At 69.1% G+C, this 23,982-nt stretch carries 25 protein-coding genes; 7 read left to right on the top strand and 18 right to left on the bottom strand.

Features of this window, described 5'->3' with window-relative positions:
- Positions 1–15 precede the first annotated feature (15 nt).
- From ACWF99_RS09235 to ACWF99_RS09215, 5 genes are all read right to left on the bottom strand, one after another.
- On the bottom strand, positions 16–789 hold the full coding sequence (locus tag ACWF99_RS09235; RefSeq protein WP_452535573.1) for an isocitrate lyase/PEP mutase family protein: 774 nt from the start codon (positions 787–789) through the stop codon (positions 16–18).
- Positions 671–931 (bottom strand): isocitrate lyase/phosphoenolpyruvate mutase family protein, encoded by a 261-nt coding sequence (locus ACWF99_RS09230; protein ID WP_452535572.1) that lies wholly within the window; start codon positions 929–931, stop codon positions 671–673. Before ACWF99_RS09230 ends, ACWF99_RS09235 begins: the two co-directional genes overlap by 119 nt.
- A gap of 66 nt (positions 932–997) precedes the next feature.
- A complete protein-coding gene (locus tag ACWF99_RS09225; protein WP_452535571.1) occupies positions 998–1,654 on the bottom strand; it encodes a GntR family transcriptional regulator in 657 nt (218 codons plus the stop codon).
- Positions 1,641–2,372, bottom strand: coding sequence for a maleate cis-trans isomerase family protein (locus tag ACWF99_RS09220; RefSeq protein WP_452535962.1), 732 nt, complete (start codon positions 2,370–2,372; stop codon positions 1,641–1,643). The genes ACWF99_RS09225 and ACWF99_RS09220 overlap by 14 nt, the downstream gene beginning before the upstream one ends.
- Before the next feature lie 65 nt (positions 2,373–2,437).
- Positions 2,438–3,178: a maleate cis-trans isomerase family protein gene (locus ACWF99_RS09215; protein WP_378627184.1), complete on the bottom strand. Its 741-nt coding sequence runs from the start codon at positions 3,176–3,178 to the stop codon at positions 2,438–2,440.
- Between the two features lie 86 nt (positions 3,179–3,264).
- On the opposite strand from ACWF99_RS09215, the gene ACWF99_RS09210 reads away from it, so the two are divergent.
- Both ACWF99_RS09210 and ACWF99_RS09205 read left to right on the top strand, forming a co-directional pair.
- A complete protein-coding gene (locus tag ACWF99_RS09210) occupies positions 3,265–4,230 on the top strand; it encodes a D-2-hydroxyacid dehydrogenase (protein WP_452535570.1) in 966 nt (321 codons plus the stop codon).
- 12 nt (positions 4,231–4,242) lie between these two features.
- Positions 4,243–5,637 carry an amidase gene (locus ACWF99_RS09205; RefSeq protein WP_452535569.1) on the top strand — a complete coding sequence of 465 codons (1,395 nt, stop codon included), beginning with the start codon at positions 4,243–4,245 and terminating at the stop codon, positions 5,635–5,637.
- Between the two features lie 67 nt (positions 5,638–5,704).
- On the opposite strand, the gene ACWF99_RS09200 is transcribed toward ACWF99_RS09205, so the two are convergent.
- Both ACWF99_RS09200 and ACWF99_RS09195 read right to left on the bottom strand, forming a co-directional pair.
- Complete coding sequence (locus tag ACWF99_RS09200; RefSeq protein WP_358072207.1) at positions 5,705–6,199, bottom strand: DUF3830 family protein; 495 nt, start codon at positions 6,197–6,199, stop codon at positions 5,705–5,707.
- Between the two features lie 94 nt (positions 6,200–6,293).
- Positions 6,294–7,535 (bottom strand): aspartate aminotransferase family protein, encoded by a 1,242-nt coding sequence (locus ACWF99_RS09195; RefSeq protein ID WP_452535568.1) that lies wholly within the window; start codon positions 7,533–7,535, stop codon positions 6,294–6,296.
- Positions 7,536–7,641: 106 nt separating this feature from the next.
- Between ACWF99_RS09195 and ACWF99_RS09190 the strand changes: the two genes are divergently transcribed.
- The 3 genes from ACWF99_RS09190 (at position 7,642) to ACWF99_RS09180 (ending at position 11,653) form a co-directional block, all read left to right on the top strand.
- Positions 7,642–9,135 (top strand): NAD-dependent succinate-semialdehyde dehydrogenase, encoded by a 1,494-nt coding sequence (locus tag ACWF99_RS09190; protein ID WP_452535567.1) that lies wholly within the window; start codon positions 7,642–7,644, stop codon positions 9,133–9,135.
- A 9-nt stretch (positions 9,136–9,144) separates the two neighbouring features.
- Complete coding sequence (locus ACWF99_RS09185; RefSeq protein WP_452535566.1) at positions 9,145–10,218, top strand: tartrate dehydrogenase; 1,074 nt, start codon at positions 9,145–9,147, stop codon at positions 10,216–10,218.
- 226 nt (positions 10,219–10,444) lie between these two features.
- Positions 10,445–11,653: a molybdopterin-binding protein gene (locus ACWF99_RS09180; protein WP_378627175.1), complete on the top strand. Its 1,209-nt coding sequence runs from the start codon at positions 10,445–10,447 to the stop codon at positions 11,651–11,653.
- Between the two features lie 72 nt (positions 11,654–11,725).
- Here the strand turns inward: ACWF99_RS09180 and ACWF99_RS09175 are convergent, their stop codons facing one another.
- Together ACWF99_RS09175 and ACWF99_RS09170 are read right to left on the bottom strand one after the other, a co-directional pair.
- Positions 11,726–12,967 carry an SPFH domain-containing protein gene (locus tag ACWF99_RS09175; RefSeq protein ID WP_378627173.1) on the bottom strand — a complete coding sequence of 414 codons (1,242 nt, stop codon included), beginning with the start codon at positions 12,965–12,967 and terminating at the stop codon, positions 11,726–11,728.
- A 2-nt stretch (positions 12,968–12,969) separates the two neighbouring features.
- Positions 12,970–13,401 (bottom strand): NfeD family protein, encoded by a 432-nt coding sequence (locus tag ACWF99_RS09170; RefSeq protein ID WP_378627172.1) that lies wholly within the window; start codon positions 13,399–13,401, stop codon positions 12,970–12,972.
- A 107-nt stretch (positions 13,402–13,508) separates the two neighbouring features.
- Between ACWF99_RS09170 and ACWF99_RS09165 the strand changes: the two genes are divergently transcribed.
- Positions 13,509–14,333: a DUF3097 domain-containing protein gene (locus ACWF99_RS09165; protein ID WP_378627171.1), complete on the top strand. Its 825-nt coding sequence runs from the start codon at positions 13,509–13,511 to the stop codon at positions 14,331–14,333.
- Between the two features lie 112 nt (positions 14,334–14,445).
- Positions 14,446–15,258 carry a hypothetical protein gene (locus ACWF99_RS09160; protein ID WP_378627170.1) on the top strand — a complete coding sequence of 271 codons (813 nt, stop codon included), beginning with the start codon at positions 14,446–14,448 and terminating at the stop codon, positions 15,256–15,258.
- A 63-nt stretch (positions 15,259–15,321) separates the two neighbouring features.
- Here ACWF99_RS09160 and ACWF99_RS09155 read toward each other — a convergent pair whose 3' ends face one another.
- The 9 genes from ACWF99_RS09155 to ACWF99_RS09115 all read right to left on the bottom strand — a co-directional run bounded on the left by ACWF99_RS09155 (position 15,322) and on the right by ACWF99_RS09115 (position 23,838).
- A complete protein-coding gene (locus tag ACWF99_RS09155) occupies positions 15,322–15,825 on the bottom strand; it encodes a hypothetical protein (RefSeq protein ID WP_452535565.1) in 504 nt (167 codons plus the stop codon).
- A gap of 88 nt (positions 15,826–15,913) precedes the next feature.
- Complete coding sequence (locus ACWF99_RS09150) at positions 15,914–16,309, bottom strand: hypothetical protein (protein ID WP_378627168.1); 396 nt, start codon at positions 16,307–16,309, stop codon at positions 15,914–15,916.
- 86 nt (positions 16,310–16,395) lie between these two features.
- Positions 16,396–17,445 carry a ferrochelatase gene (locus tag ACWF99_RS09145; protein WP_378627167.1) on the bottom strand — a complete coding sequence of 350 codons (1,050 nt, stop codon included), beginning with the start codon at positions 17,443–17,445 and terminating at the stop codon, positions 16,396–16,398.
- Entirely contained in the window at positions 17,445–18,281 is an 837-nt protein-coding gene (gene inhA, locus ACWF99_RS09140; RefSeq protein WP_358181927.1) for an NADH-dependent enoyl-ACP reductase InhA, read from the bottom strand. Before inhA ends, ACWF99_RS09145 begins: the two co-directional genes overlap by 1 nt.
- Positions 18,282–18,354: 73 nt before the next feature.
- On the bottom strand, positions 18,355–19,071 hold the full coding sequence (gene fabG1 / locus ACWF99_RS09135) for a 3-oxoacyl-ACP reductase FabG1 (RefSeq protein WP_101467171.1): 717 nt from the start codon (positions 19,069–19,071) through the stop codon (positions 18,355–18,357).
- An 84-nt stretch (positions 19,072–19,155) separates the two neighbouring features.
- Positions 19,156–20,160, bottom strand: coding sequence for a VWA domain-containing protein (locus ACWF99_RS09130; protein ID WP_056810311.1), 1,005 nt, complete (start codon positions 20,158–20,160; stop codon positions 19,156–19,158).
- Positions 20,157–21,113, bottom strand: a complete 957-nt coding sequence (locus tag ACWF99_RS09125; RefSeq protein WP_378627164.1) for a DUF58 domain-containing protein — start codon at positions 21,111–21,113, stop codon at positions 20,157–20,159. Before ACWF99_RS09125 ends, ACWF99_RS09130 begins: the two co-directional genes overlap by 4 nt.
- A gap of 23 nt (positions 21,114–21,136) precedes the next feature.
- Positions 21,137–22,300: a chaperone MoxR1 gene (moxR1, locus tag ACWF99_RS09120; RefSeq protein ID WP_452535564.1), complete on the bottom strand. Its 1,164-nt coding sequence runs from the start codon at positions 22,298–22,300 to the stop codon at positions 21,137–21,139.
- Between the two features lie 176 nt (positions 22,301–22,476).
- Positions 22,477–23,838, bottom strand: a complete 1,362-nt coding sequence (locus ACWF99_RS09115; RefSeq protein ID WP_452535563.1) for an NlpC/P60 family protein — start codon at positions 23,836–23,838, stop codon at positions 22,477–22,479.
- Positions 23,839–23,982: the final 144 nt, after the last annotated feature.

Genomic DNA, 23,982 nt, shown 5'->3' with positions numbered 1-23,982 from the left:
GAGCGAGCTCACCCGTCAGGTGCGGTCGGTGAAGTGGGCGTTGAGCGCCGTCTGGGTGAGTTGGGTGTCGCCGTAGGTGAAAGTGCCGTGCTCGGAGAGCTCGGTGGCCGCGTCGAGCAGATGGCGGTAGAGCAGGCGGGCGATGCTGCCGCCCACGGTGACCCGGCGGACGCCGAGGTCGGCGAGTTCGGCCATCGACAGGCCGCCACCGGTCAGGCCCATGACGACGTTGAGCGGTCCGTCGATCGCCTCGACGAGCGTGGCGATCGTGGCGGCGTCGGCCGCCCCGGGGACGAAGGCGCAGTCCGCGCCCGCGGCGAGGTAGGAGTTGGCGCGGCGGATCGCCTCGTCGAGACCGGCGTCCACGAGCAGCGCGTCGGTACGGCCGACGAGCACGAACGGCTCACCGCTGGCGGCCACCGCCGCGCGCGCCGCCCGGACCCGGTCCACCGCGTGCACCTCGTCGAACAGCGGCGTGGTTCGGTCGCCGGTGAAGTCCTCGATGTTGCCGCCCGCCGCACCGGCGTCGATGGCGAGGGAGAGGGTGGTCGCCACATCCTGGGCGTCCGGCCCGTACCCCTCCTCGAGATCGGCGCTGAGCGGCACCCGCACGGAGCCGGTGATCTCGTGGATCCGCCGCATCATCGTCGAACGATCCACGCGGCCGTGCTCACCGTGCTCGGTGAAGAAGTCGTGATCGGGTCGACCGAACGAGAAGGCGACCCCCCGCGCTGGTGGTCGCGATGGCGGGAAATCCCACCGACTCCAGGATCCGCGCGCTCCCCGCATCCCAGGCATTCGGCAACAGGAAGCAGCCGTCGCGGTGCAGATCGACGAAAGCCTGTGCGCGTGTCCGCTGTTCGCTGTCCACGAGAGCTCCTGGTGGGAGTCGGGGTGTTCGTACGCGTCCATTCTGCCCGTCGCGCACCATCGCCTCGCACGTCACCCGCTCCCGGCTCAGCCACGACGGACCGACGTGACGACGGGGGCAACGAAGCTAGCGGTCGCGCAGGCGCCGCACCGCGTCGTCCATGTGTTCCACGAGCAGAGCGCGAGCACGCTCGGGTGAGCCGGCGCCGATCGCCTCGTGGAGTTCGACGTGTTCGCGGGCTTGTTCGCGCAGGTCGGGGTAGGTGGTTTGGAGAGCGCCCAGGCACATGCGGGTTTCGATGAGCAGGGTGCGGGCGGCGCGGACGAGGCGGGGGCTGTCGGCGGCGGTGACGAGCGCTTCGTGGAAGGCCTGGTCGGCATCGGAGACACCGGCGGCATCGCCGGCCTCGGCGGTGCGCCGCATGGCGGTGACGCTGGGTCGCAGTGCGGCGTAGGCGATGTCGCGGCGGCCGTCGAGGATGAGGTCGAGCGCACCGCCTTCCAGGGCGGTGCGGGCGCGGTAGATGTCGATGACGTCGTCGGTGGTGAGTTCGATGACGAAGATGCCGCGGTTGCGGATGCTGAACAGCAGGCCCTCTTGCACGAGGCGTTGCATGGCCTCGCGCACGGGTCCACGGGAGACGCCGAAACTGGTTGCCAGGTCGGCTTCCCCGAGTTGGGCGCCGGGCGCCATCGCGCCGCGCATGATCGCCTCGCGCAGGCGGTCGGCGATCATCTCCGCGGTGGACTGCTGGTTGACCGGCTCGAAATCAATGATCGACATGGCGACTCCCCTCCGCGAACAACGCGCCCAGCTCGGGAGCGACCGCGGTGACCCCGGCCAGCCGCAGACCTTCCCAGATGGTGACCTGGTTCGCCGTCAGCACCGGCTTGCCGAGCGCGGCCTCGAGTTTCGGGAGCACCTCGAGAGTATGCATCGCCGTATCCGGGATGAGCAGTGCCTGGGCGTCGGGGTGGTCGTTGGTGACGGCCAGGGTCAGGACCTGGTCGGGAGTGAGGGTGCCGACCTCGGCGGCGGTGTCGATCCCGGCGCTCGACATCGACACCACTTCGATGCCCGCGTCGGCGAGAAAGTCGACGAACAACCGTGCCACCTCCTCGGGGTAGCTCGCGACCACAGCCACGCGCCGCACACCGAGCGCCCGCGCCGCTTCGACGAACGCGAAACTCGTGCTCGAGGCTGGCACTCCGGTCGCCTCGGCAAGGCTCTCGACCTGACCGCGCGCACCCTGTGGCCCGTAGACGAAACTGCCCGAGGTGCACGCCCAGACCACGGCGGCGGGGTCTTCGGCCGCGAGCAAGGAAGCGCCGTGGCTCAGCTTCTCCGGGCTGCCCAGATCGAGCAGTTCGGGGACGGCGTGCAGGTCGGTGCCGTAGATGTGGGCCACCGGCAACGCGGCGCCGAGCAGGGCCGCGGCACGCGGGTAGTCGTCCTCGGCGGCGTGGTCGGGGTAGATGAATCCGATGGTGGGCGTGTGCATCTCGCTCCGTTCAGAAGACATTGACGAGCCACTTTCCTGGGCAGAATGTCGCGTCCTCATTCGTTTTAGAAGACATTGACGAGCCACTTTCCTGGGCCCATCATCGGGAGTTTCATCCGGCCGAGGCAGGCCCACATGGTCAGTTGATTGGCGGTGAGGACGGGTTTGCCGAGTGCCTGTTCGAGTGGCTCGATCACGTCGTAGGTCGGCAGGTTGGTACAGCTGACGAAGATCGCTTCCGAGCGGGGGTCGTCGGCGCCGAGTATCCGTTCGGCGATGGTGCGGTAGTTGACCTTCCAGATGCCGCCGCCGAGCCCGAGATGATCGGACTTGATCGTGGTGCAGCCCGCTTCGTCGAGGAACTCGTGCAGTTTGCCGGTGAGGATCTCGTCGTACGGGGTGATCACCGACATGCGGGTGATGTTGAGGTGCTTGATCGCTTCCACCAGGGCGCCGGAGGTGGTCACCGCGTCCGGTGCGCCGGCCAGGCAGATCGTTTCCCGCAGGGATCGTTCGTAGGCGAGCCCGTTGATGAAACTGCCCGAAGTACACAGGTAGGCAACGACTTCCGGTTCCACGTGCAGCACGTCGTGAGTGGCCGCCGTGAGGTGCAGCGGGTTGGACACGAGTTCGGCCATCGCCAGGGAGACCGGCACCGGTTCATAGGGTGTGCGGGCCAGGTGCAGACTCACCTCCAGGGGCGCCCACCGCCACAGTTCCCGTTCGAGGGCGAGGTCGAACGGCGCGATCACGCCGATACCTCGTTGGGCTACCGGCCCGTCGATGTCCGGGAAGCTGAACTCCACTGCGGCCCCTCTCGCGCTCAGCCGGGCAGACCTCCGAACACGATCGGATTGTTGACAATCATACGATCTGATCGTACGGTGTCAATGTGGAAAACGGGCCGATTGTCACCGTCCTACATCGTGACAGCCTGCCCGAATCGGACCTCATGGCCCCCGTTGCCGAGCGCGCCGACGTGCGTTACACCGAGGCCGACGGGCTCGCCGATGCGCTACACGGCGCCGATGTGCTGTTCGTCTACGACTTCCAGACCCGCGCCGTTCCCGGTGCGTGGCCCAGCGCCGATCGCCTGCGCTGGCTGCACATGGGCGGTGTGGGCGTGGACCCGGTGATGTTCCCGGAGCTGCGCGCATCCGAGGTGGTGGTCACCAATACCCGCAATGTCTTCGATACGGCCATCGCCGAATATGTCCTCGGACAGATCATCTCGTTCGCCAAGGACCTGCCCGGCTCGATCCGGTTGCAGCAGCGGCACGAGTGGCGGCACCGGGAATCCGAACGCGTGGCCGGGACCACGGCACTGATCGTCGGGACCGGCTCGATCGGCCGCACCACCGCGCGATTGCTGCGCGCCGCGGGCATGACGGTGCGCGGGGTCGGGCGCCGCGCCCGCTCCGGTGACCCGGATTTCGGCACCATCAGCGACGACCTGCACGCCGAACTACCCGGCGCGGACTACGTGATCGCGATCGCGCCGCTCACCGCGCGGACCCGGCACATGTTCGACGCCGCCGCGTTCGCGGCCATGAAACCGCATGCCAGGTTTGTCAATGTCGGGCGCGGGGAATTAGTGGTTACCGACGATCTCGTCGCCGCGCTCGGCAACGGTTCGATCGCCGCGGCCGCACTGGACGTGGTGGATCCGGAACCGCTGCCCGTGGGTCATCCGCTCTGGGATCTACCGAACGTGGTGCTCACGCCACACAATTCGGGTGATTTCCACGGCTGGCGCACCGAGATCGTCCGCGCATTCACCGACAATTTCGGCAGGTGGGAAGCCGGACTGCCGCTGGACAACGTTGTCGACAAGACGCTCGGGTACGTGCCCGGCTGAAGGAGCCCCGCCATGACGCAGCCCGATCTCCCCACCGATCCCACCGTGCTGACGGCGGTTCAGTTGGTCTCGGCCTATGCGGCCGGGCAGCTCTCCCCCGTCGAAGCAGCGCAAGCCTGCCTGGACGCCATCGCGGCCCGCGACGGCGCTCTCAACGCGTTCTGCCTGGTCGATCCGGACCGGGCGCTGGTGCAGGCGAAGGACTCCGAGGCGCGCTGGCAGTCGGGCCATCCGCGCGGGTTACTCGACGGTGTGCCGATTTCCATCAAGGACATCTTCCTGACCGAAGGCTGGCCGACCCTGCGTGGTTCCACCTGTGTCGACGCGGGCGGGCCGTGGCTGGTGGACAGTCCGGTCGCCGCTCGGCTGCGCGAGGACGGGATGGTGTTCGTCGGCAAGACGACCACCCCGGAGATCGCCTGGAAGGGCGTCACCGACAGTCCGCTCACCGGCGTCACCCGCAATCCCGCCGATCCCGCGACGACCGCGGGCGGATCGTCCGGGGGCAGCGCGGCGGCGGTGGCGGGTGGGATGACGCCGGTGAGCGTGGGCACCGACGGAGGCGGCAGCATCCGTATTCCGGCCTCGTTCTGCGGGATCGTCGGCTTCAAACCGACACACGGGCGGGTGCCGCTGTACCCGGCCAGCCCGTTCGGGCCCCTCGCCCATGCCGGGCCGATGACGCGCACCGTCGAGGACGCGGCGCTGCTGATGGACATCCTCTCGCTGCCGGATCCGCGTGACCCGACCGCGCTGGCGCCCACCTTGACGACCTTCCGCAGTCAGATGCAGCGGGATGTGCGCGGGCTGTCGGTCGGCTACTCCGCCACGCTCGGGTACGCCCAGGTGGACCCGGAGGTGGCCGAGATCGTCGAGAGCGCGGTGCGGCGCCTGGCCGAGGCCGATCTGACCATCGATGCGGTCGATCCCGGATTCGCCGACCCACGCGAAGCCTTCGAAACCCTCTGGGCGGCGGGTGCGGCCACCATGCTGTCGAAGTTCCCGGCCGGCTCCCGCGCGAACGTGGATCCCGGCTTGGGCGCGGTCTGGGCTCGCGGCGAAGCTGTCAGCGCCGTGGACTATCTCGACGCCCGCCATGTCGCGGCGGAAGTCGGCATCACGATGGGCACCTTCCACACCGCCTACGACGTCCTGATCACCCCGACCATGCCGATCACCGCGTTCGAGGCCGGCCACGATGTGCCGCCGGGCAGCGGGCTGCGCGGCTGGCCGGACTGGACCCCGTTCACCTACCCGTTCAACATGACGCAGCAACCCGCCATCAGCATCCCGGTCGGCACGACTCGCACCGGAATGCCGGTGGGCTTGCAGATCGTCGGCCCCCGGCATTCCGACGACTTGATCCTCGCGGTAGCCCGGCACGCCGAGTTCGTGCTGAACTCCTGAAACGTGGAGGGCGTTCACCACTTTCGACGCCGCCGAGGGATTCGGCGGCGTCGCAGCGGTCGCTGTCTCACGCGCGGGCGAACGCCAATGTCTCGCCCTCGACACCGCGCAACCACAGCCCGTTGCAGGCTGCCGCCAAGTCCGCGAGGCCGTCTTCGATGGTGGCGAAGACGCTGCCGGGAACCCAGCCGAGGTCGCCGTTGATCAGGAGATTGTTGCGGCCGTAGAACAGGGCGAGATCGGTGGCGCCCTGGGCGTGGTGGGCGGCGGAGCCCGGTTCGTAGCCGTAGGCCGGGTTGCCGATTTCCCACGGTTCGAAGTCGAAGAGGCAGACGTCGCCGGGAATTGGTGTGACGGTGGGGTTTTCGCGATGCGGGGCCGCCGTGATGCGGGGCACCAGCGCGTAGACCTCGTTGCGGGCGTATTTGGCGTGGAAGGCGTCGCCCTCCTGCGGGAGCGCATCCCAGACGGCGGCACACGTGCGCGGAGCTTCGTCGTCGAGCAGGCGCGCGCGGCAGGTGACGCCGGCTTTGGTGAGGGTGATGCTCATGTAGCGGGCCATCGGCTCCTGCTTCCTGTGCGGTGCGGGATTCCGGGGTTGCCCCGGTTGTGGTGCGAGTCCCCGCCCGGAACCCGAGCGGGGACAGCGTGGGGGACTACAGCTCGGCGAGGACTTCCGACCAGATCGCCAGGGCATCCTCGACCTGGGTTTCGGTGACGATCAGCGGCGGAATCATGCGCACGACGTTCATGTGCGCCCCGCAGGTGAGCAGCAGCAGCCCCTTGTCGACGGCGGCCTTCTGGGCGGCTGATGCGGTCGCGGTGTCGGGTTCGCCGGTCGGCGTGGTGAACTCGGCGCCGACGAGCAGACCGAGGCCACGGACGTCCCCGATCGCCTTCGTCGCGAGACTCTCGACACCGGAGAGCAATTGCGCTCCACGGACGGCGGCGTTGTCGACGAGACCCTCGGCCTCGATCACCTCGAGTGTCGCGACCGCGGCGGCACAGGCCACCGCGTTGCCGCCGTAGGTCCCGCCCTGCGACCCCGGCCAGGCCTTGGCCATCAACTCCCGCGACGCCGCGATGCCCGACAGCGGGAATCCGCTGGCCAACCCCTTGGCGATGGTGATCACGTCGGGGCGGACGTCGAAGTGCTGGTGGCCGAAGAACTTTCCGGTCCGGCCGAAGCCGGTCTGGATCTCGTCGAAGACCAGCAGGATGCCGTGCCGGTCGGCGCGCTCACGCAGGCCCTGGAAGAACCGGGTGTTGCCGGGGATGTAGCCGCCCTCGCCGAGCACCGGTTCGACGATGAACGCGGCGGTCTCGGCGGGCGAGGTGAGGGTGGCGAGCAGGTAGTCGAGTTCACGCAGCGCGAAGTCGGTGGCTTCCGATTCGCTCCACCCGTAGCGGAAGGCGGTCGGAAACGGGGCCACGTGCACCCCGGACATCAGCGGGCTGAACCCGGCCGAGAATCGGGTTCCCGAGGTGGTCATGGTCGCCGCGGCGACGGTGCGGCCGTGAAAACCGCCGTGGAAGACGATCACGTTCGGGCGCCCGGTGGCTTGGCGGACCAGCCGCAGCGCGGCCTCGACCGCCTCGCTGCCGGAATTGGCGAAGAACAGCGCGTCCAAGCCCTCGGGCAGCACAGCGCCGAGGCGCTCGGTGAGCTCGAGCAGCGGCCGGTGCAGCACCGTGGTGTATTGGCCGTGGATCAGGCTGGCGACCTGGGCCTGCGCCGCCGCGACCACGGTGGGGTGACAGTGCCCGGTGCTGGTGACGCCGATCCCGGCGGTGAAGTCCAGGTACCGGCGACCGTCGGTGTCGTAGAGGTAGCAGCCAGCACCGTGGTCGACATGGACGGGCGTGGCCTGCTTCAGGACGGGAGACAGCTCGGTCATCAAGGACTCCCCAGATTGTCTATTGTCGGATTGTTGACAATATGCATAACATGGCGGCAGGGTTCACAGCAACGGTTGATCCACCGCGTCGGGAGGCAGGCACCGCATGGACGAGTCCGGGGGCAGCGCGCAGCTGCTCGACAACCTGAGCGCCGCCGAACGGGCCGCGGTCGACAGCGTTCCGCAGGGGTTGTTCATCGGGGGCCGATGGCGTGAGTCCGCCGCCACGCTGCCCGTCCTCGATCCCGCGACCGGTGCGCGGCTGTGCGCGGTGGCGGACGCGAGTCCGTCCGACGGACTCGACGCGCTGGCCGCGGCCGCCGCCGCCCAGGCGGCCTGGGCCGACACCCCGGCACGCACCCGCAGCGACATCCTCATGCGCGCGCACCACGCGCTCCTGGCCGACACCGAACGCCTCGCCCTGGTCATGACGCTCGAGATGGGCAAGCCGCTCACCGAGGCGCGCGGCGAGATCGCCTACGCCGCCGAGTTCTTCCGCTGGTTCGCCGAGGAAGCCGTCCGCCTCGATGGCGGCTACATGCCCGCGCCGACGGGTGGATCCCGGTTTCTGGTGACGAAGCAGCCGGTGGGGCCGAGCCTGCTCATCACGCCGTGGAACTTCCCGATGGCGATGGGCGCCCGCAAGATCGCGCCCGCGCTGGCCGCCGGCTGCACCTGTGTGGTGAAGCCCGCTGAACAAACACCGCTGTCGATGCTGGCGCTCGCGGCGATCCTGGCCGAGGCGGGCGTGCCCGACGGTGTGGTCAATGTGGTGACCACCGCCGACCCCGGCGCGCTGATGACACCGCTCATCGCCGATCCGCGTTCCCGGAAACTCTCCTTCACCGGGTCCACCGCCATCGGGAAACTCCTCCTGGAGCAGTGCGCCCGCACCGTGATGCGCACCTCGATGGAACTCGGCGGCAACGCACCGCTGCTGGTGTTCGACGATGCCGATCTCGACGAAGCGGTCGAGGGCGCGCTCGCTGCCAAGATGCGCAATATCGGCCAGGCCTGTACGGCCGCGAACCGAATTCTGGTGCAGCGCGGCATCGCTGCGGAATTCGCCGAACGACTGGCCGCGCGGATGGCGGCACTGCCGATGGGCCGTGGCACCGAACCGGGCGTTGTCGTCGGGCCGCTCATCGACGCCGACGCCGTGGCCAAGGTGGAACACCTCGTGACCGACGCCCGCCGGCGCGGCGCCGAGGTGCGGCTCGGTGGCACGGCGATCGACGGACCGGGCACCTTCTACCCGGCGACCGTGCTCACCGGCGTCCCCGACGACGCCGAGTTGTGCCACACCGAGATCTTCGGACCCGTCGCCGCGATCGGCACGTTCGACACCGAGGACGAGGCCATCACTCGCGCCAACGACACCCCGTACGGGCTGGTGGCGTACGTGTTCACCGAGAACCTGCGTCGCGGCCTGCGCGTCTGCGAAGCGCTCGACACGGGCATGGTCGGCCTGAACCAGGGCGTGGTCTCCAATCCGGCCGCGCCGTTCGGCGGGGTGAAGGAATCGGGGCTCGGGCGTGAGGGCGGCTTCACCGGGATAGACGAATTCCTCGAGACCAAATACATCGGCGTCAAGGTTTAGGGAGACAGCGTGCGCACATACCGGATCGCGACCATTCCGGGCGACGGAATCGGCGTCGACGTGACCGTCGAGGCGGTGAAGGTGCTCGACCGGGTCCTGCCGGGCATCAACTGGACCGAGTTCGACTGGTCCTGTGAGAACTATCTGCGGACCGGTGCGATGATGCCCGCCGACGGGCCCGAGCAGCTCGCCGGGTTCGACGCGATCCTGCTGGGCGCCGTCGGATTCCCCGGGGTGCCCGACCACATCTCGCTGTGGGGCCTGCTGATTCCGCTGCGGCGCGCCTTCGGCCAGTACGTCAACCTGCGGCCGGTACGGCTGCTGCCCGGCACGGAATCGGCGCTGCGCGACCGCACCGCCGAGGACCTCGACATTCTCATCGTGCGGGAGAACTCCGAAGGCGAGTACTCCGAGATCGGTGGCATCCACAACCCGGGCAGGCCGGACGAATTCGTGCTGCAGGAATCGGTGTTCACCCGCACCGGCTGCGAACGGATCATCCGCTATGCGTTCGACCGCGCCGCCGAACGCTCGGGCAAGCTCTGTTCGGCGACGAAATCCAACGGGCTCATCCACTCGATGCCCTACTGGGACAGTATTTTCGAGCGCGTGGCCGCCGAGTACCCGGCGGTGCGGACCCGGCAGATGCACGTCGACGCCCTCGCCGCCGAAATCGTGCTCCACCCCGATCGCCTGGACGTGATCGTGGGCTCGAACCTGTTCGGCGACATCCTCTCCGACCTCGCCGCGGCCGTCACCGGCGGACTCGGGCTCGCGCCCTCGGGCAACATCAACCCCGCGGCGGACGCGCCGTCGATGTTCGAGGCCGTGCACGGTAGCGCGCCCGACATCGCGGGCCTGGGTATCGCCGACCCCGTCGCCCAGATCCTCGCCGGTGCCATGCTGCTCTCCCACCTGGGCGAGCACACCGCTGCCGCTGCCGTCGATCGCGCGGTCTGCGATGTGCTCGCCGCGGGTACGGTCCGCACTCCGGACCTGGGCGGCACCGCCACCACCGCCGAGCTGGGCACCGCCATCGCCGACCGCGCCGCCGAGCTGGCGAACGCCCTCACCGGAGCGTGAACCGAACCCGCCGGCTCCTCCCCCGCCGCTGACCGCCCGGACGTCGGAACACGCAGCCCGCAGACCTGCGGGTCACCCGCTCGTGACGCCGAACTGCGCACCGAGCGGCATGCGCGCGCGTGAGCACAACGTCATCGCGAGGCAACTGCCCAGAAAATCGCAGGCAATCGGTGGTGCGCACGATGAGTCCCAGTATCGGTGACGGGTCCTCGGAAGGCGGAACGTGGTGACGAGCGCACGGGTGGGCGTAGTTCCGGCGGTGCAATGTGGGCTGGGGCTGGTGCGCGCGCGAATAGCCGCCGAGCTCGAGCCGATCGCGGTGCGTGAGCGACCCGTGGCCGAGGCCGTGGGGGCGACCCTGGCTGTCGCCCTCGCCGCGGGCACTCCCCTGCCACGGGTGGACAGCGCCGCCATGGACGGTTACGCGGTGGCCGGCCCCGGACCGTGGTGGCGGCTGCACCAGCAGGTCAGCTACGCCGGGCGCGGCTGCTCGGTGGTGCTGGCACCCGGCGAGGCGGTACGGATCGCGACCGGTGCGGCGACCCCCCTGGGCACCACCGCAACCCTGCGCGACGAACACATCGTGACCACGAGCGTGTCCGGCAAACCGGTGGTGATGCGCGCGCCCGGCGCACCGGTGCGCGACGACACCCGCCGCCAGGGCGAACACTGGAGCAGCGGAACGGAATTGGCTCGCGCCGGCGCCCGCGTCTCACCGGCACTCGCTTCGGCGGCACTCAGCGCCGAAGCCGAAACCGTCACCGTGCGTGGACCTCTGCGCGCCGACGTGGTGATGACCGGTGACGAGATCCGCGCTGTCGGCCCGCTCGGCCCGGGCGAAACCCGCGACTCCCTCGGCCCGGTCATGCCGGAGTTCTTGCGCTGCTGCGATATCGAGAGCACCGGCCTGTGGCACCTGGCCGACAGCCGCGACCTGCTGCGCTCCTGGCTCACCCTGAAATCCCACGCCGACCTGGTCGTCATGGTCGGTGCCACCGGTCGCGGCGCCGCCGACCACCTGCGCACCCTGCTCGCCGACCTCGGCGCCCGCATCATCGTCGAACGGATAGCGATCCGCCCCGGCGGCTCCACCCTGGTCGCCCAGCTCCCCGACGGCCGGGTCCTGCTCGGCCTGCCCGGCAACCCCTTCGCCGCCGTCGCGGCCCTCTTGGCCGTCGGCCCGGCCATCGTCGACGCCCTCACGCTGCGCACGCCCGGCCCCACCATGTGGGGCCGCCTCTCCGACGCCGGAGTCATGGAAGGCGAAGCCACCCGGATAGTCGGCGTCCAGCAACACCCCGGCGGTGTCTGGCGCAGCACAGGCCCCGCGCACACCCCTCACCTGGCCGGTCTCATCGCCTGCCAAGCCCTGGCCATCCTTCCCCCCGGCACCGGCCGAGGCTCCCTCGTCGAACTCCTTCCCCTTCCCCACTGACCCGATAGCGTTGCCGCACAACAGAAACGGCCCCGGCGTGGAAGTCCGCACCGGGGCCGTACTCTGCTCGGATCAGCCGTGTTGCGGCGGCTGCCAGGGGCGACCGTAGGGGTCGTCCGGACGCGGGGCGGGGTGTTCCGCCGGGGCGATCGGAGGTGGGGTCGGGAGCTCCGGGTCGCCCTTGGCCACTGAGGTCTTCGGCCGGGGTACGGGGGAATCGAAACCTTCGACGGGGGTGCGGGCGGTGGCTTCCGCGGCGCGGACCGCTTCGGCGATCTTGGGGTCCGAGGCGGTTTCGAACCAGTCGGCCACGTCGGTGTCGTCTTCGATCTTCACCGGGGCTTCGTCGGCGGACGGTTCGTAGCGGAAGACGCCGTCCTCGCCCTTGGTGGCGAAGTTCTGGGCGAAGCCTTCGAGCGCCTTGCCGAAATCGCTGGGGACCAGCCACACCTTGTTCGCATCGCCCTTGGCCACCATCGGCAGGGTCTGCATGTACTGGTAGGCGAGCAGTTCCGGAGTCGGCTTGCCGTTCTTGATGGCGGCGAACACCTTCTCGATCGCCTTCGCCTGCCCCTGGGCCTGCAGGTAGGAGGCGGCGCGTTCACCCTGGGCGCGCAGGATGCGGCTCTGGCGTTCACCCTCGGCCGACAGGATCGAGGACTGCTTGCCGCCCTCGGCGGTCAGGATCGCCGCCTGCTTGGCGCCCTCGGCGGTCTTGATCTGCGCTTCGCGGTTACCTTCGGCGGTGAGGATCGTCGCGCGCTTCTCGCGATCGGCCTTCATCTGCTTCTCCATCGATTCCTGGATCGACGGCGGCGGATCGATGGACTTGAGCTCCACGCGGGCCACCCGAAGGCCCCAGCGGCCGGTGGCCTCGTCGAGCACACCGCGCAGCTGGTTGTTGATCTGATCGCGCGAGGTCAGCGTCTCTTCCAGGGTCATGCCACCGACCACATTGCGCAGCGTGGTGACGGTGAGCTGCTCGACCGCGGCGATGTAGTTGCTGATCTCGTAGACCGCGGCCTGCGGGCTGGTGACCTGGAAATACACCACCGAGTCGATCTGCAGGGTGAGGTTGTCCTGGGTGATCACCGGCTGCGGCGGGAACGACACGACCCGCTCGCGCAGGTCCACCTTCGCCCGGACACGATCGGCGAACGGGACGAGGAACGTCAGCTGACCGGACACGGTGCGCGAATAACGCCCGAGCCGTTCGATCACCGCCGCCTCGGCCTGCGGGACGAGGGCGATCGATTTGAACACCACCACCACGACCAACAGGACGAGGACGGCGGCCACGATCAAGGCAACCATTGCTAGGGACCCTTCCAGACGACGGCGGTCGCGCCATCGATCTTCATCACATAGACAGTCACACCGGCTTCGTACACTTCACTCGGGTCGAGCGGACGCGCGGTCCAGACCTCGCCACCGAGCTTGACCTGGCCCGAATACTCCGCGACCTGCTCGAGCACCAGCGCCGACTTCCCCGGCAGCGCATCGGCATTCGTCGGCGTGGGCGGCGGGGTACCGAACTTGCGGCGCAACAGCGGGCGCACCCCGAGGAACAGCACACCGGCCATCGCGGCGAACACCAGCGCGTCGCCCCACACCGGTAGGTCGGTGGCGGCGCTGACGCCCGCCGTGCCGAGTGCGGCCACGCCCAGCGTGAGCAGCATGAGATCCCCGGTGAGCATTTCGGCCGCCGCGAGAACGATGCCCGCGATCAGCCAGACTATTGCGGCCACCCTGCCAGCCTAGCCCCGATGACCGGTTTGCGGGCGGGCTCGTGTGATCGCCGGTCCCGGTGCGGCGGTGCGGCGCACTCTGTTCTGCGCGCGGTAGTTTCGGGGGCGTGAGTGCACGAGACAGCTACGGCGACATCTATTCCGGACACGATCGGACCAAGAAGAAGCCGGTGCCGACAGTGAGTGCCGAACGCGACCTGGTGGTGGAGGACGCGGCGAGCGGATTCTGTGGTGCCGTAGTCGGTTTCGATCGCAGCTACGACGGCGAGTTCGTGAAGCTCGAGGACGCGCGCGGGGCGGTGCGGTTGTTCGCGATGCGCGAGGCCGCGTTCCTGATCGACGGGAAGCCGGTCACGCTGACCAAGCCCACCACGACCGCGCCGAAACAGCCGGCACGGTCGGCCTCGGGGTCCACCCGCGTCGAGGGCCTGCGGGCAAGAGTCGCGCGGACCAGCCGGATCTGGGTGGAAGGCGTGCACGACGCGGCGCTCGTCGAACGGGTGTGGGGCCACGACCTGCGGGTGGAGGGCGTGGTCGTCGAACACCTCGAGGGCCTCGACAATCTCGGCGCCCGGCTCACCGAGTTCGAACCCGGCCGTGGCGCGCGGGTAGGGGTACTCGTCGACCATCTGGTGACCGGCTCGAAGGAGACGCACCTGACCACCGGCCTCGGCCCGCACGTGCTGGTGACCGGCCATCCCTACATCGACGTCTGGCAGGCCGTTCGCCCCGCCGCGCTCGGCATCGACGCCTGGCCGACAGTGCCGCGCGGCGAGGACTGGAAGACCGGAATCTGCGCGCGTCTCGGCTGGGGAACACCGCAGCAGGGCTGGCGCCGTGTCTACGATGCGGTCGGCTCGTTCCGGGATCTGGAAGCCCCACTCATCGGCGCCGTCGAGCGGCTCATCGACTTCGTGACCGAGCCGGAGTGAACGCACAGCAGGTCAGGCGGGTCCTGGCGCCGAAATCGATGACCCGCGTAGGCACCATCGACCACCTCGGTGCGCGCACGCGATCGCGGGCGAACCTTTATGCTCGATGATTATGTGCTCTCCCAGTGCCACGCTGACGCTGTGGGCCGGCTCCTGGCTGGCCGGTACCAGCGCGCCCGACGACGTGCTGGAGGCACTGCACGCCTGGGCGCCGCGCCACACCATCGCGGCGGGCGACCCGGTCACCGGCGGACGCACGGACCTGCCGTGGACCTCGCGCGGCGCGGCGGGCAACGGCGCCATGCCGCTGCTCAAGGTGATCCGCGAGGCGATGGCTCCGGCCGGGGCGCAGCTACGCCTGGTTCTGCCCGCACCGGGTGACGTCCGTGGGCTGCCGGTCGGCACCGCGTTCGCCGCCGACGCGATCGACGCCGAGGAGGGCCTGCTGCTCGGCGTTCCCGGCGAGCCCGGCACCGGCCTGATCCCGCAGTGGGACGACGACGACACCCTGCAGTGGACCGTCTACGGCGTCGATCTGCCGCGTATCGCGGGTCACGACATGTCGCTAGGCGAGGCCGAGTACACCATGCGCGAATCGGTACGCGACGCCGCCGACGCCCTGATGCAACTGCACACCACCTCGGTCGGCAACGGCGACGACGATCCGCGTGAACAGATCGAGGCCCAGCTCGCGGCCTATGCGCGCCACGCCTATCCCGACTCGATCCCGTTGCGCGCCAAGCGAATTCTCGATACCGCCGATCATGTGGCCGCGATCCTCACCGTCGCTCAGCACGAGCCGGCGTCCTCACCCACCTCGGCCACCGCACTCGGGGCGCACGAATCCCTGCTGCGGCCGCTGTGGAACACGATCCGCGAGGCCCGCCTCGTCGCGGTCCACGCCGCTGCCCGCCGCGACGGCTGACCTTCCGCATTCGGGACGCAAGGCGTAGTCACCGAGTCCGGTGGCCACGCCGGAGCCGATCCGTCAGTGTCGGTAAGGCTGCTGGTACTGCGGCTGTTGTGGATACGGCATCTGCTGCGGGTACGGCTGCTGCTGCGGGTACGGCATCGGCTGCTGTTGCGGATACGGCTGCGGGTACTGACCCTGCGGATACTGCGGCGGGTACTGCGCCTGCGGGTAGCCGGGGCCGGACGGGTGCTGCTGCGGATACGGCTGCTGATATTGCGCCGGGTACGGCTGCGGCGCCATCTGCTGATGTGCCATGTGCTGTGGCGGCATCTGTTGTGGCGCAGCCTGATCGGAGGAACTACTGAACGTGCGGATCAGCACGACCAGCACGATCAGCACGACAACGCCGATGATCACGTACCAGACCCACTCCGGGATCCCGCCACCACCGACGCTGACGCTGCTACCGCCCCCACGACGGGCCAGCACCGACTCCGCATCGCCCGCGAGAATGCCGTCGCCGGTGAGAAGACCACCTCCCCGAGCCAGTGCGGTCAGCGTCATCTCGGCATGGTTCATCGGGCCCTCCCCGTAGCGTCACCCGACCTTCGGGCGAAGGTCTGCGGCGATGCTAACGCAGAGATGCGCCGAAGGGGGAAGTGCCAGTTCAGAATCCGCCGAGGGCGACTTTGAGGTCGGGCACATCGAGCGACCTGAGCGTCGCGTCGCGGACCTGCGGGCAGGTGCGGATGGTGACGGTGTCGACGATGTGGCGGTTGTAGGCGATCGCGGCGTTGGCGACGGTGTCGTTGACCGTCCACAGTTTCATCGCGCCGGTGAACGCCACCCGCGCGACGCGCGGGCCCAGCGCCTTCCACGTCCCCTTCTGTCCGTCGAGGATGCCGCACAATTCCTCGACGGATGCCTGCGAGATCGTGGGCTCGGTGGGCTGCGGGGGCTGGGTCTGGTAGCCGGAGTCCCCGCCACAGCCGGTGAGACCGAGCGCGGCGGCGGTCAGCACCAGGGCGAACCCGGCGGCGCGGCGCGGCGTGGTCGAAATCATCGGAAATCCTCCGATCAGTCGAGCGCAACTGTGAAAAGGCTACTCCTCGAACCGGGGACTACCGGTGAATGGTTATCCGGTTGTGTTCAGCGCCGGACCGGGCGCGCGGGCGGTTCGCAGCAACCGGGGGCGCACAGGGCTCCGTCGACGGTGCAGCCGTACCCGGGGACCGTCCCGAGTTCGCGCACCGGACCGGCGCTCACGCGTTCGGCGATCAGTTCGACGATCATCCGGGAGAACCGCGGATCGGTGCCGGGCGTCCCCGCCCGGGCAAAGGCCATGCCGAGCTCGGCGGCGCGGGTCGACGCTTCGTTGTCGAGGTCCCAGATCACCTCGAGATGATCGGAGACGAAACCGACCGGGCACACCACCACGGCGTCGATGCCCTTGCCGTGCAGCACATCCAGGTGGTCGACGATGTCGGGTTCGAGCCACGGTACCTGCGGCGGGCCCGAGCGCGACTGCCACACCACGTCGTACTCGGCGAAACCGGTTGCCGCGGCACACAATCGGGCGGCTTCGGCGACCTGCCTGCTGTAGAGGCGGCCACCGTCGGCCGGCGGACCCGCCGACAGGTCGGCCGAGACCGGGATGGAGTGCGCCGTGAAGACCAGGCGCACGCCGTCGCGGCGCTCGGCCGGAATCTGTTGCACCGCAGCGGTGATCGCATCGGCGAACGACTCGATCAGTAGTGGATGATCGAAGTACTGGCGCAGTTTCACCAGCTCCGGGGCATCGGCACCGACCGCCGTGCGGGCACGGGTGATGTCTTCGTCGTACTGGCGGCAACCGGAATACCCACCCCATGCCGACGTCGGGAAGACCAGTGCCGAGCGCACACCGTCGGCGGCCATCCGCGCGACCGTGTCCTCGACCATGGGATGCCAGTTGCGATTGCCGAAATAGACCGGCAGATCCAGCCCGGCATCGGCGAGGTCGGCCTCCAGCGCCGCGATGATCTGCTGATTCAACGCGTTGATCGGCGAGACCCCGCCGAAATGCAGGTAGTGCTGCGCGACCTCGGCGAGCCGTTCGGGGGGCACCCCACGGCCCCGAGTGACGTTCTCCAGAAACGGGATCACGTCCTCGGGACCTTCGGGACCACCGAAGGACAGCAGCAGCAGGGCGTCCGGCATCAGCTCAGGGACATGTTCTCCGGGAACCACATATTGTGGCTGGCGCCGCCGTCGACATAGATGATCGAGCCGGTGGTGGCGGGCAGCCAATCCGAGAGCAGCGCCACGATCGACTTGCCGACCGCGCGCGGATCGTTGCCGTCCCAGCCGATCGGCGACGCACCGTCCCAGTACTGGTCGAGCTGGACGAGCTGCTTGGCATCGTCGGTCGCGGTGCCCGCGATGGCCTTGGCCGCGAGGGTCTTGATCGGGCCCGCGGCGATCAGGTTGGAGCGCACCTTCTTGGCGGCACCGACCTCACGCGCCACATAGCGGTTCACCGACTCCAGCGCCGCCTTGGACACGCCCATCCAGTTGTAGTACGGCATGGCCACGCGCGGATCGAAGTCCATGCCGACCAGCGAGCCGCCCTCGTTCATGACGGGGAGCACGGCGCGCGCGAGCGAGGCGTAGCTCCACGCGGAGATCTCGAACGACTTGGCGACATCGGGGCCGGGGCCCTCGAGGAACGGCAGCGAGCCGGGGCCCATGATCGAACGCGGCGCGAACGCGATGGAGTGCAGCGCGCCGTCGATGCCCTCGGGGGCCAGCTCACGCAGCTTCTCGGTGAGCGCGGCCAGGTCCTCTTCGTTGGTCACGTCGAGGCCGATGGCAGGCGGCACTTCCTGCGGCAGCCGCTTGGCGATGCGGTCGATGAGCCGCAGTCGGTCGGGAATACCGGTGATGATCACCCTCGCGCCCTGCTCCTGCGCGATCGCGGCCGCGTGGAACGCGATCGACGAATCGGTGATGATGCCGGTGACCAGGATGGTCTTGCCTTCGAGCAGTCCGCCCATGAGTTTTCGGTTCTCCTGAAATCAGTATGGTTGCCGCCACCTTGTCGGTGGCGCGGGGCGATCCGTTAGCGGATCAGTGACCCATGCCCATGCCGCCGTCGACCGGGATGACCGCGCCGGTGACATAGCGGGAGTCCTCGGAGGCGAGGAAGCTGATCACCGCGGCGACATCCTCTGCCTGGCCGAGACGCCCGAGGGGGATGAACTTCTTCGCGGTTTCCTTCAGATCATCGGGCAGCTCAGCGGTCATATCGGTTTCGATGAAACCGGGCGCGACCACATTCGCGGTAATCGAACGCGAGCCCAGCTCACGGCTGATGGAGCGAGCCATACCGATCACACCGGCCTTGGAGGAGGCGTAGTTGATCTGGCCGGGGCCACCGCCGAGCCCGACGACGGAGCCGAGGAAGATCATCCGGCCCCAGCGACCCTTGAGCATGGCGCGGTTGGCGCGCTTGGCACAGCGGAAGGCGCCGGTAAGGTTGGCGTCGATGACCCGCTCGAACTGGTCCTCGGTCATGCGCATCAGCAGGGTGTCGTCGGTGATGCCCGCATTGGCGACCAGCACCTCGACCGGACCCTGGTGCTCCTCGACCTCGGTGAACGCACGATCGACCGAATCACTGTCGGTGACATCGCATTTCACACCGAACAGACCCTCGGGCACCCCCGATCCGCGATGGGTGACGGCGACCTTGTGGCCGTCGGCCTGCAGACGCTGCGCGACCGCGAGACCGATACCGCGGTTACCGCCGGTGACCAGGACCGACCGGGATGTGACGTTCGACATAGGGTCCAACCTATCTGTTCCGATTCGTGCGCCCCGCGTCAGGGTCGCGCCGTTGCGACAGCTCACAACGCGGGGCGGTGGGAGCTAGGGCAGGCGTTGACGATAGAGCAAACTGACCACGACTCCCGCCGCGATGGCCAGCATGCCGAACAGCAGCCACGGCCTGCTCGCATCGCCGCGCGTGGTCTCGTAGCCGATCTGTTCCTCGAGGGTGTCGTAGACCGCGGTGAGCTCGGCCAGCGACGACGCGGTGTAGAAGTCGCCGCCGGACAGCTCGGCGATCTCGCGCAGCGAGTCGTTGTCGACCGGCACCTTCACCCGCTGTGAACCCTTGCCGTCGGAGTCCGGGATCTCGACCGTGCCCCATTCGGTACCGAAGGAGATCGTCGAGACCGGGATCCCCTTGTTCTTGGCCAGGCGCGCGGCGGTGAAACCGTGGCGCGGGTTGTCGACGTCCTTGTCGTCGGGCACGGTCTGCTTGCCGTCCGACATCAGCACCACCCGCGCGGGCGGTGGCGTCTCGGCGCCACCGAGGACGGCGGCCAGGGTGTCGATGGACTGCAGGGCCGTGAGGACGCCCTCGCCGGTGGCGGTGCGCTCGGCCAGCTTGATGTTGTCGATCGAGTGCTTGACCGCCTCGCGGTTGGTCGTCGGCGACACCATCACCGAGGCCGTGCCCGCGAACGTGACGAAACCGAGGTTGATACCGGGCGTCAGACCGTCGACGAAATCCTTGCCTGCCTTCTGCGCGACCTGCAACCTGTTCGGCTCCACGTCGGTGGCTTCCATCGACAGCGAAACATCCATCACCAGAACAACAGTCGCGCGGTTACGCGGCACCTTCTGCACGGCGGTCGGACCGGCCGCGGCGATCGTCAGCAGGACCAGGCCCGCCAGGATCAACGCGATCGGGACATGGCGCATCGGGCTCGGTCGCGACGGGGCGACCCGCTCCAGGATGGCCATGTTGCCGAACTGCAGCATCCGCTTGTGCCGGGCGCGCTGCACCAGCACGTAACCGAGCACGAGCAGGGCGACGACCGCGAGGAAACCGAGCCAGACGACGGCCGTGAAATGCGAAATACTCACTGGCGAGGCACCCGCCCGCTCGGGGCGCCGAGGCTGTGGCGCCGGGTGGACACGAACCGGACCACGTCGGCGATCCAGTCCCGATCGGTCTGCAGGGTGAGCACCGGCGCCCCGCAGCTGCGCAGCGCCTGCGCCACCTGCTCACGCTGGGCTCGGGCCGCGGCCGCGAAATCGGCGCGCAGCGTGGGAGTGACGCTGAACTCGCGGGTGCGGCCCGATTCGGGATCGTGCAGCACCACGTCGCCGCCGTCGGGCAGCGCGACATCGAGGGGGTCGAGCACTTCCACGGCGAGCAGGTCGTGGCGGGCGGAGATCGCGCGCAGGGAGCGCTGCCAGTCGACGTCGCCGAGGAAGTCGCTGATCACCACGGCCAGACCGCGTTTGCGTTGCGGCCGGCGCAGCGATTCGATTCCGGCCTTGAGATCGCCGCGCACGCCGTCGCGGGCGTGCGGGGTGGTGGCGATGCCACGCAGCAGGGTCTGGGCGTGCATGCGTCCGCTGCGCGCGGGGATGCGTACCAGATCCTGACCGGTCGCGACGACCGCGCCGATCCGGTTGCCGCCCCCGGAGGTGAGGTGGGTGATCGCCGCGGCCGCCGCGATCGCCAGATCGCGTTTGTGTACCCGGCCGGTGCCGAAGTCCAGGCTCGACGACAGGTCGACGACGAGCCACGTCTCGAGCTCGCGGTCGGCGATCATCTGCCGCACATGCGGATGGGTGGTGCGGGCGGTGACCGACCAATCCATCTGCCGCACATCGTCGCCCGGCTGGTACAGCCGTGCCTCCCCCGGTTCCGAACCCGGTCCGGGGATCAGCCCCTGGTGGTCGCCGTGCAGCACGCCGTCGAGGCGGCGCCGCACGGTCAACTCGAGGGTCTTGAGCGCGGCGGCCAGCTTCGGGTCGGTCAGTTCACCGGCACGGAACGAGGGCGGAGCGTGAGACGACACGGGCACGCGGACAACGGGTTCCGGCGCACTCACTGGGGCGCGACGGAGCCGGCGGGCTGGGACTGCTGCCCGTTCACCGCCTGCGGCACAGGCTGCTGCTGCTGGGGCGGCTGGGGCACCGGCGGCTGCTGCTGTGCGGCCTGGCCGTTGGCCTGCGGGGCGACCTGTGGCAGGCCGACCGTCTGGAGCACGCGCTTGATGACGTCCTCGGGCGAAACCTCGTCGGCCAGTGCGTCGTACGACAGCACCAGACGGTGACGCAGCACGTCCGGGATGACCTCGACGACATCCTGCGGAACCACGTAGTCGCGGCCACGGATCAGCGCGACCGAGCGCGCCGCGGCGATGATGCCCAGGCTCGCGCGGGGGGACGCGCCGTAGGAGATCCAGCTGGCCACATCGTCCATGCCGAAGTCGGCGGGCGTGCGGGTCGCGGTGATCACGCGGACCACGTAGTCGACGAGCGCGTGGTGCACGAAGACGTTGGCGGCCACCTTCTGCAGGCGGATGATGTCCTCGGGGTCGAGGATCTGGTTCGGCTCGGGCGCGCTCACACCCATCCGGTAGATGATCTCGCGCTCTTCCTCGACCGAGGGGTAGTCCACGACGACCTTGAACAGGAAGCGGTCGCGCTGCGCCTCGGGCAGCGGGTACACGCCCTCGCTCTCGATCGGGTTCTGGGTGGCCATGACCAGGAACGGATCGGGCATCGGGTAGGTCTTGCCGCCGATCGACAGCTTGCGCTCGGCCATCACCTCGAGCAGTGCCGACTGCACCTTGGCGGGCGCGCGGTTGATCTCGTCGGCGAGCACGAAGTTCGCGACGACCGGGCCGAGCTCGGTGTCGAATTCCTCGCGGCCCTGCCGGTAGATGCGGGTACCGATGAGGTCGGTCGGCACCAGGTCCGGGGTGAACTGCACCCGGGAGAACGAGCCGCCGACGACCTTGGCGAAGGTTTCCACCGCAAGAGTCTTCGCGACGCCCGGCACACCTTCGAGCAACACGTGTCCGCGCGCCAGAACGCCCACGAGCAAACGCTCGACGAGCCGGTCCTGACCGACGATAACCCGCTTGACCTCGTAGATCGCCTTCTCGAGAGTCTGGACGTCACGCTCCAGGGTGCTCGGCGTGGCCGTACCGGCGTCCTTCGCCAGCTTCGGCCCGCTCACACCTTCCGTCGAAGTCACCAACATCCCCGCTTTCGCTTTGGTCCTGTGCGTGCGGCACCAACTATTCCATTGAATCGCCCGGTGCGCCGCAACCGGCCAGTACTAGACGGGGATTCGTCATGCTCGTGACGCCGCTCACGCGCGGCGGCGAATGTGGCGCAAGCTGCATCGATCGCGGCCCTACCAGCGGCGATGGCCGCTCAGTCGGTGACGATGCGGACCGCGTACGGCATGATGCCGTCTTCGCGGACCGGGGAAATCTTCACGACATCCCCGGATTCAGGGGCCTCGATCATCTTGCCGTTGCCCAGATACATCGCCACGTGGGCGCTGCCACCGGGACTCCAGAACAGCATGTCGCCGCGTTCGCGGTCCTCGACGTCGACCCGGGTGCCCGCGTTGTACTGGTAGCCGCTGTAGTGCGGCAGCGACACGCCGATGCCGGCGAAGGCGTAGAGCATCAGGCCCGAGCAGTCGAAGCCGACCTTGTTGAAGTCACCGTGGGCGTCGCCGGTGCCGCCGTCGCGGATGCCGAGGGTGGGACCGTCCTCGTCGCCGCCGCCCCAGGCATAGGTGACGCCGAGTTGCGACATCGCGCGGTCGACCACCGTTTCGATCGCGGCCGAACCGGTGACCTGCGGTTGCGAGGGACGCGGCTTGGTTCGGCGCGGGGAGGCCGGGGTCGACTCGAGGTCGGTGTGTGGGCGCTGGCCCTCGTTGAGCTGGGCGGCGCGGTCGCGGGCGGCCTTGTCGGCGGCGGCGCGCGAGGCGGCGGCGTTGGCGGCGGCCAGCAGGGCCATCACCTCGGCTTCGCGTTGGTCGTCCCAGGCCAGGAAGATCTCGCGCTGGCTCTGCAGCCCGGCGACGGTCGAGCGGGCGACGTCGAGGGCGGACTGGGCCGCGCTGCGGTCGCGACGCAGGTTGTCGCGAGCCACGGCCTGGGTGTCGAATTCGGATTTCGCGATGTTCACCGCGGCTTGGGCGGCGTCGCGCTTCTGCTCAGCCCCGGCGGCGGCGTTGTCGGCGTCGGTCTTGGCCTGCCGCGCGGCGGAGTTCTGGTTGGCCTGGGCGACCTGGGCGCGGCGCAAACCGTCCAGGACCTGTCGCTGGTTCTTCGACACCATGCCGAGCACCTGCGCGCGATCCATCGCGGCGTCGGGGGTCGAGGAGGCGAGGTAGGTGACGACCGAACTGTTGGCGGGACGCACGTACGCCTGGGTGGCGACCTGATCGAAATCCTGGCGTGCCGCACCGACTTTCGCGCCCGCGTCGGCCAGCTGGGTCTGGCTGTCGGTGACGGCGGCCGCGGCCGCGTCGGCGGCGTCGCGCGCGGTCTGCAGGTCGACGAGTGCCTGGTTGACCGCTTCCCGTTTGCCCGCGAGCTGGTCGTCGAGTTCACGTAACTGCTGATCGGCCGCGGCGACGCGATTGATCAGTACGCCGATCTCACTGACCCGCGCGTCGACCTGGGCGCCCGCCCCGGCGATCTCACCGTCGGACGGATTGGGTGGAGGGGGTGGCACAGCAGCGACCGGTCCCGCGGCGAGCAGCACTGCTACCACCGCCAGCAAACCGATCGCTATTCGTAATAGACCTGGTTCGTCCTGCCTGCCCGCACTGCGCACGGCACCTCCGAGTATCTCGACTCGACATACGCCACCGGCGCATCAGCCGAAACACCGACCACAAGAGTCGACCAATGCCCC

It is taken from the genome of Nocardia sp. NPDC055002, from assembly GCF_053608825.1.
This window is presented reverse-complemented; position numbering and strand designations above follow the sequence as displayed.

Excerpts from the sequence above, each read along its gene's own strand:
- ACWF99_RS09235 (WP_452535573.1), bottom strand. The coding sequence starts at position 789 with ATGCGGGGAGCGCGCGGATCCTGGAGTCGGTGGGATTTCCCGCCATCG.
- ACWF99_RS09230 (WP_452535572.1), bottom strand. The coding sequence starts at position 931 with ATGGTGCGCGACGGGCAGAATGGACGCGTACGAACACCCCGACTCCCA.
- ACWF99_RS09225 (WP_452535571.1), bottom strand. The coding sequence starts at position 1,654 with ATGTCGATCATTGATTTCGAGCCGGTCAACCAGCAGTCCACCGCGGAG.
- ACWF99_RS09220 (WP_452535962.1), bottom strand. The coding sequence starts at position 2,372 with ATGCACACGCCCACCATCGGATTCATCTACCCCGACCACGCCGCCGAG.
- ACWF99_RS09205 (WP_452535569.1), top strand. The coding sequence starts at position 4,243 with ATGACGCAGCCCGATCTCCCCACCGATCCCACCGTGCTGACGGCGGTT.
- ACWF99_RS09200 (WP_358072207.1), bottom strand. The coding sequence starts at position 6,199 with ATGGCCCGCTACATGAGCATCACCCTCACCAAAGCCGGCGTCACCTGC.
- ACWF99_RS09195 (WP_452535568.1), bottom strand. The coding sequence starts at position 7,535 with ATGACCGAGCTGTCTCCCGTCCTGAAGCAGGCCACGCCCGTCCATGTC.
- ACWF99_RS09190 (WP_452535567.1), top strand. The coding sequence starts at position 7,642 with ATGGACGAGTCCGGGGGCAGCGCGCAGCTGCTCGACAACCTGAGCGCC.
- ACWF99_RS09175 (WP_378627173.1), bottom strand. The coding sequence starts at position 12,967 with ATGGTTGCCTTGATCGTGGCCGCCGTCCTCGTCCTGTTGGTCGTGGTG.
- ACWF99_RS09160 (WP_378627170.1), top strand. The coding sequence starts at position 14,446 with ATGTGCTCTCCCAGTGCCACGCTGACGCTGTGGGCCGGCTCCTGGCTG.
- ACWF99_RS09155 (WP_452535565.1), bottom strand. The coding sequence starts at position 15,825 with ATGAACCATGCCGAGATGACGCTGACCGCACTGGCTCGGGGAGGTGGT.
- ACWF99_RS09150 (WP_378627168.1), bottom strand. The coding sequence starts at position 16,309 with ATGATTTCGACCACGCCGCGCCGCGCCGCCGGGTTCGCCCTGGTGCTG.
- ACWF99_RS09145 (WP_378627167.1), bottom strand. The coding sequence starts at position 17,445 with ATGCCGGACGCCCTGCTGCTGCTGTCCTTCGGTGGTCCCGAAGGTCCC.
- inhA (WP_358181927.1), bottom strand. The coding sequence starts at position 18,281 with ATGGGCGGACTGCTCGAAGGCAAGACCATCCTGGTCACCGGCATCATC.
- fabG1 (WP_101467171.1), bottom strand. The coding sequence starts at position 19,071 with ATGTCGAACGTCACATCCCGGTCGGTCCTGGTCACCGGCGGTAACCGC.
- moxR1 (WP_452535564.1), bottom strand. The coding sequence starts at position 22,300 with ATGTTGGTGACTTCGACGGAAGGTGTGAGCGGGCCGAAGCTGGCGAAG.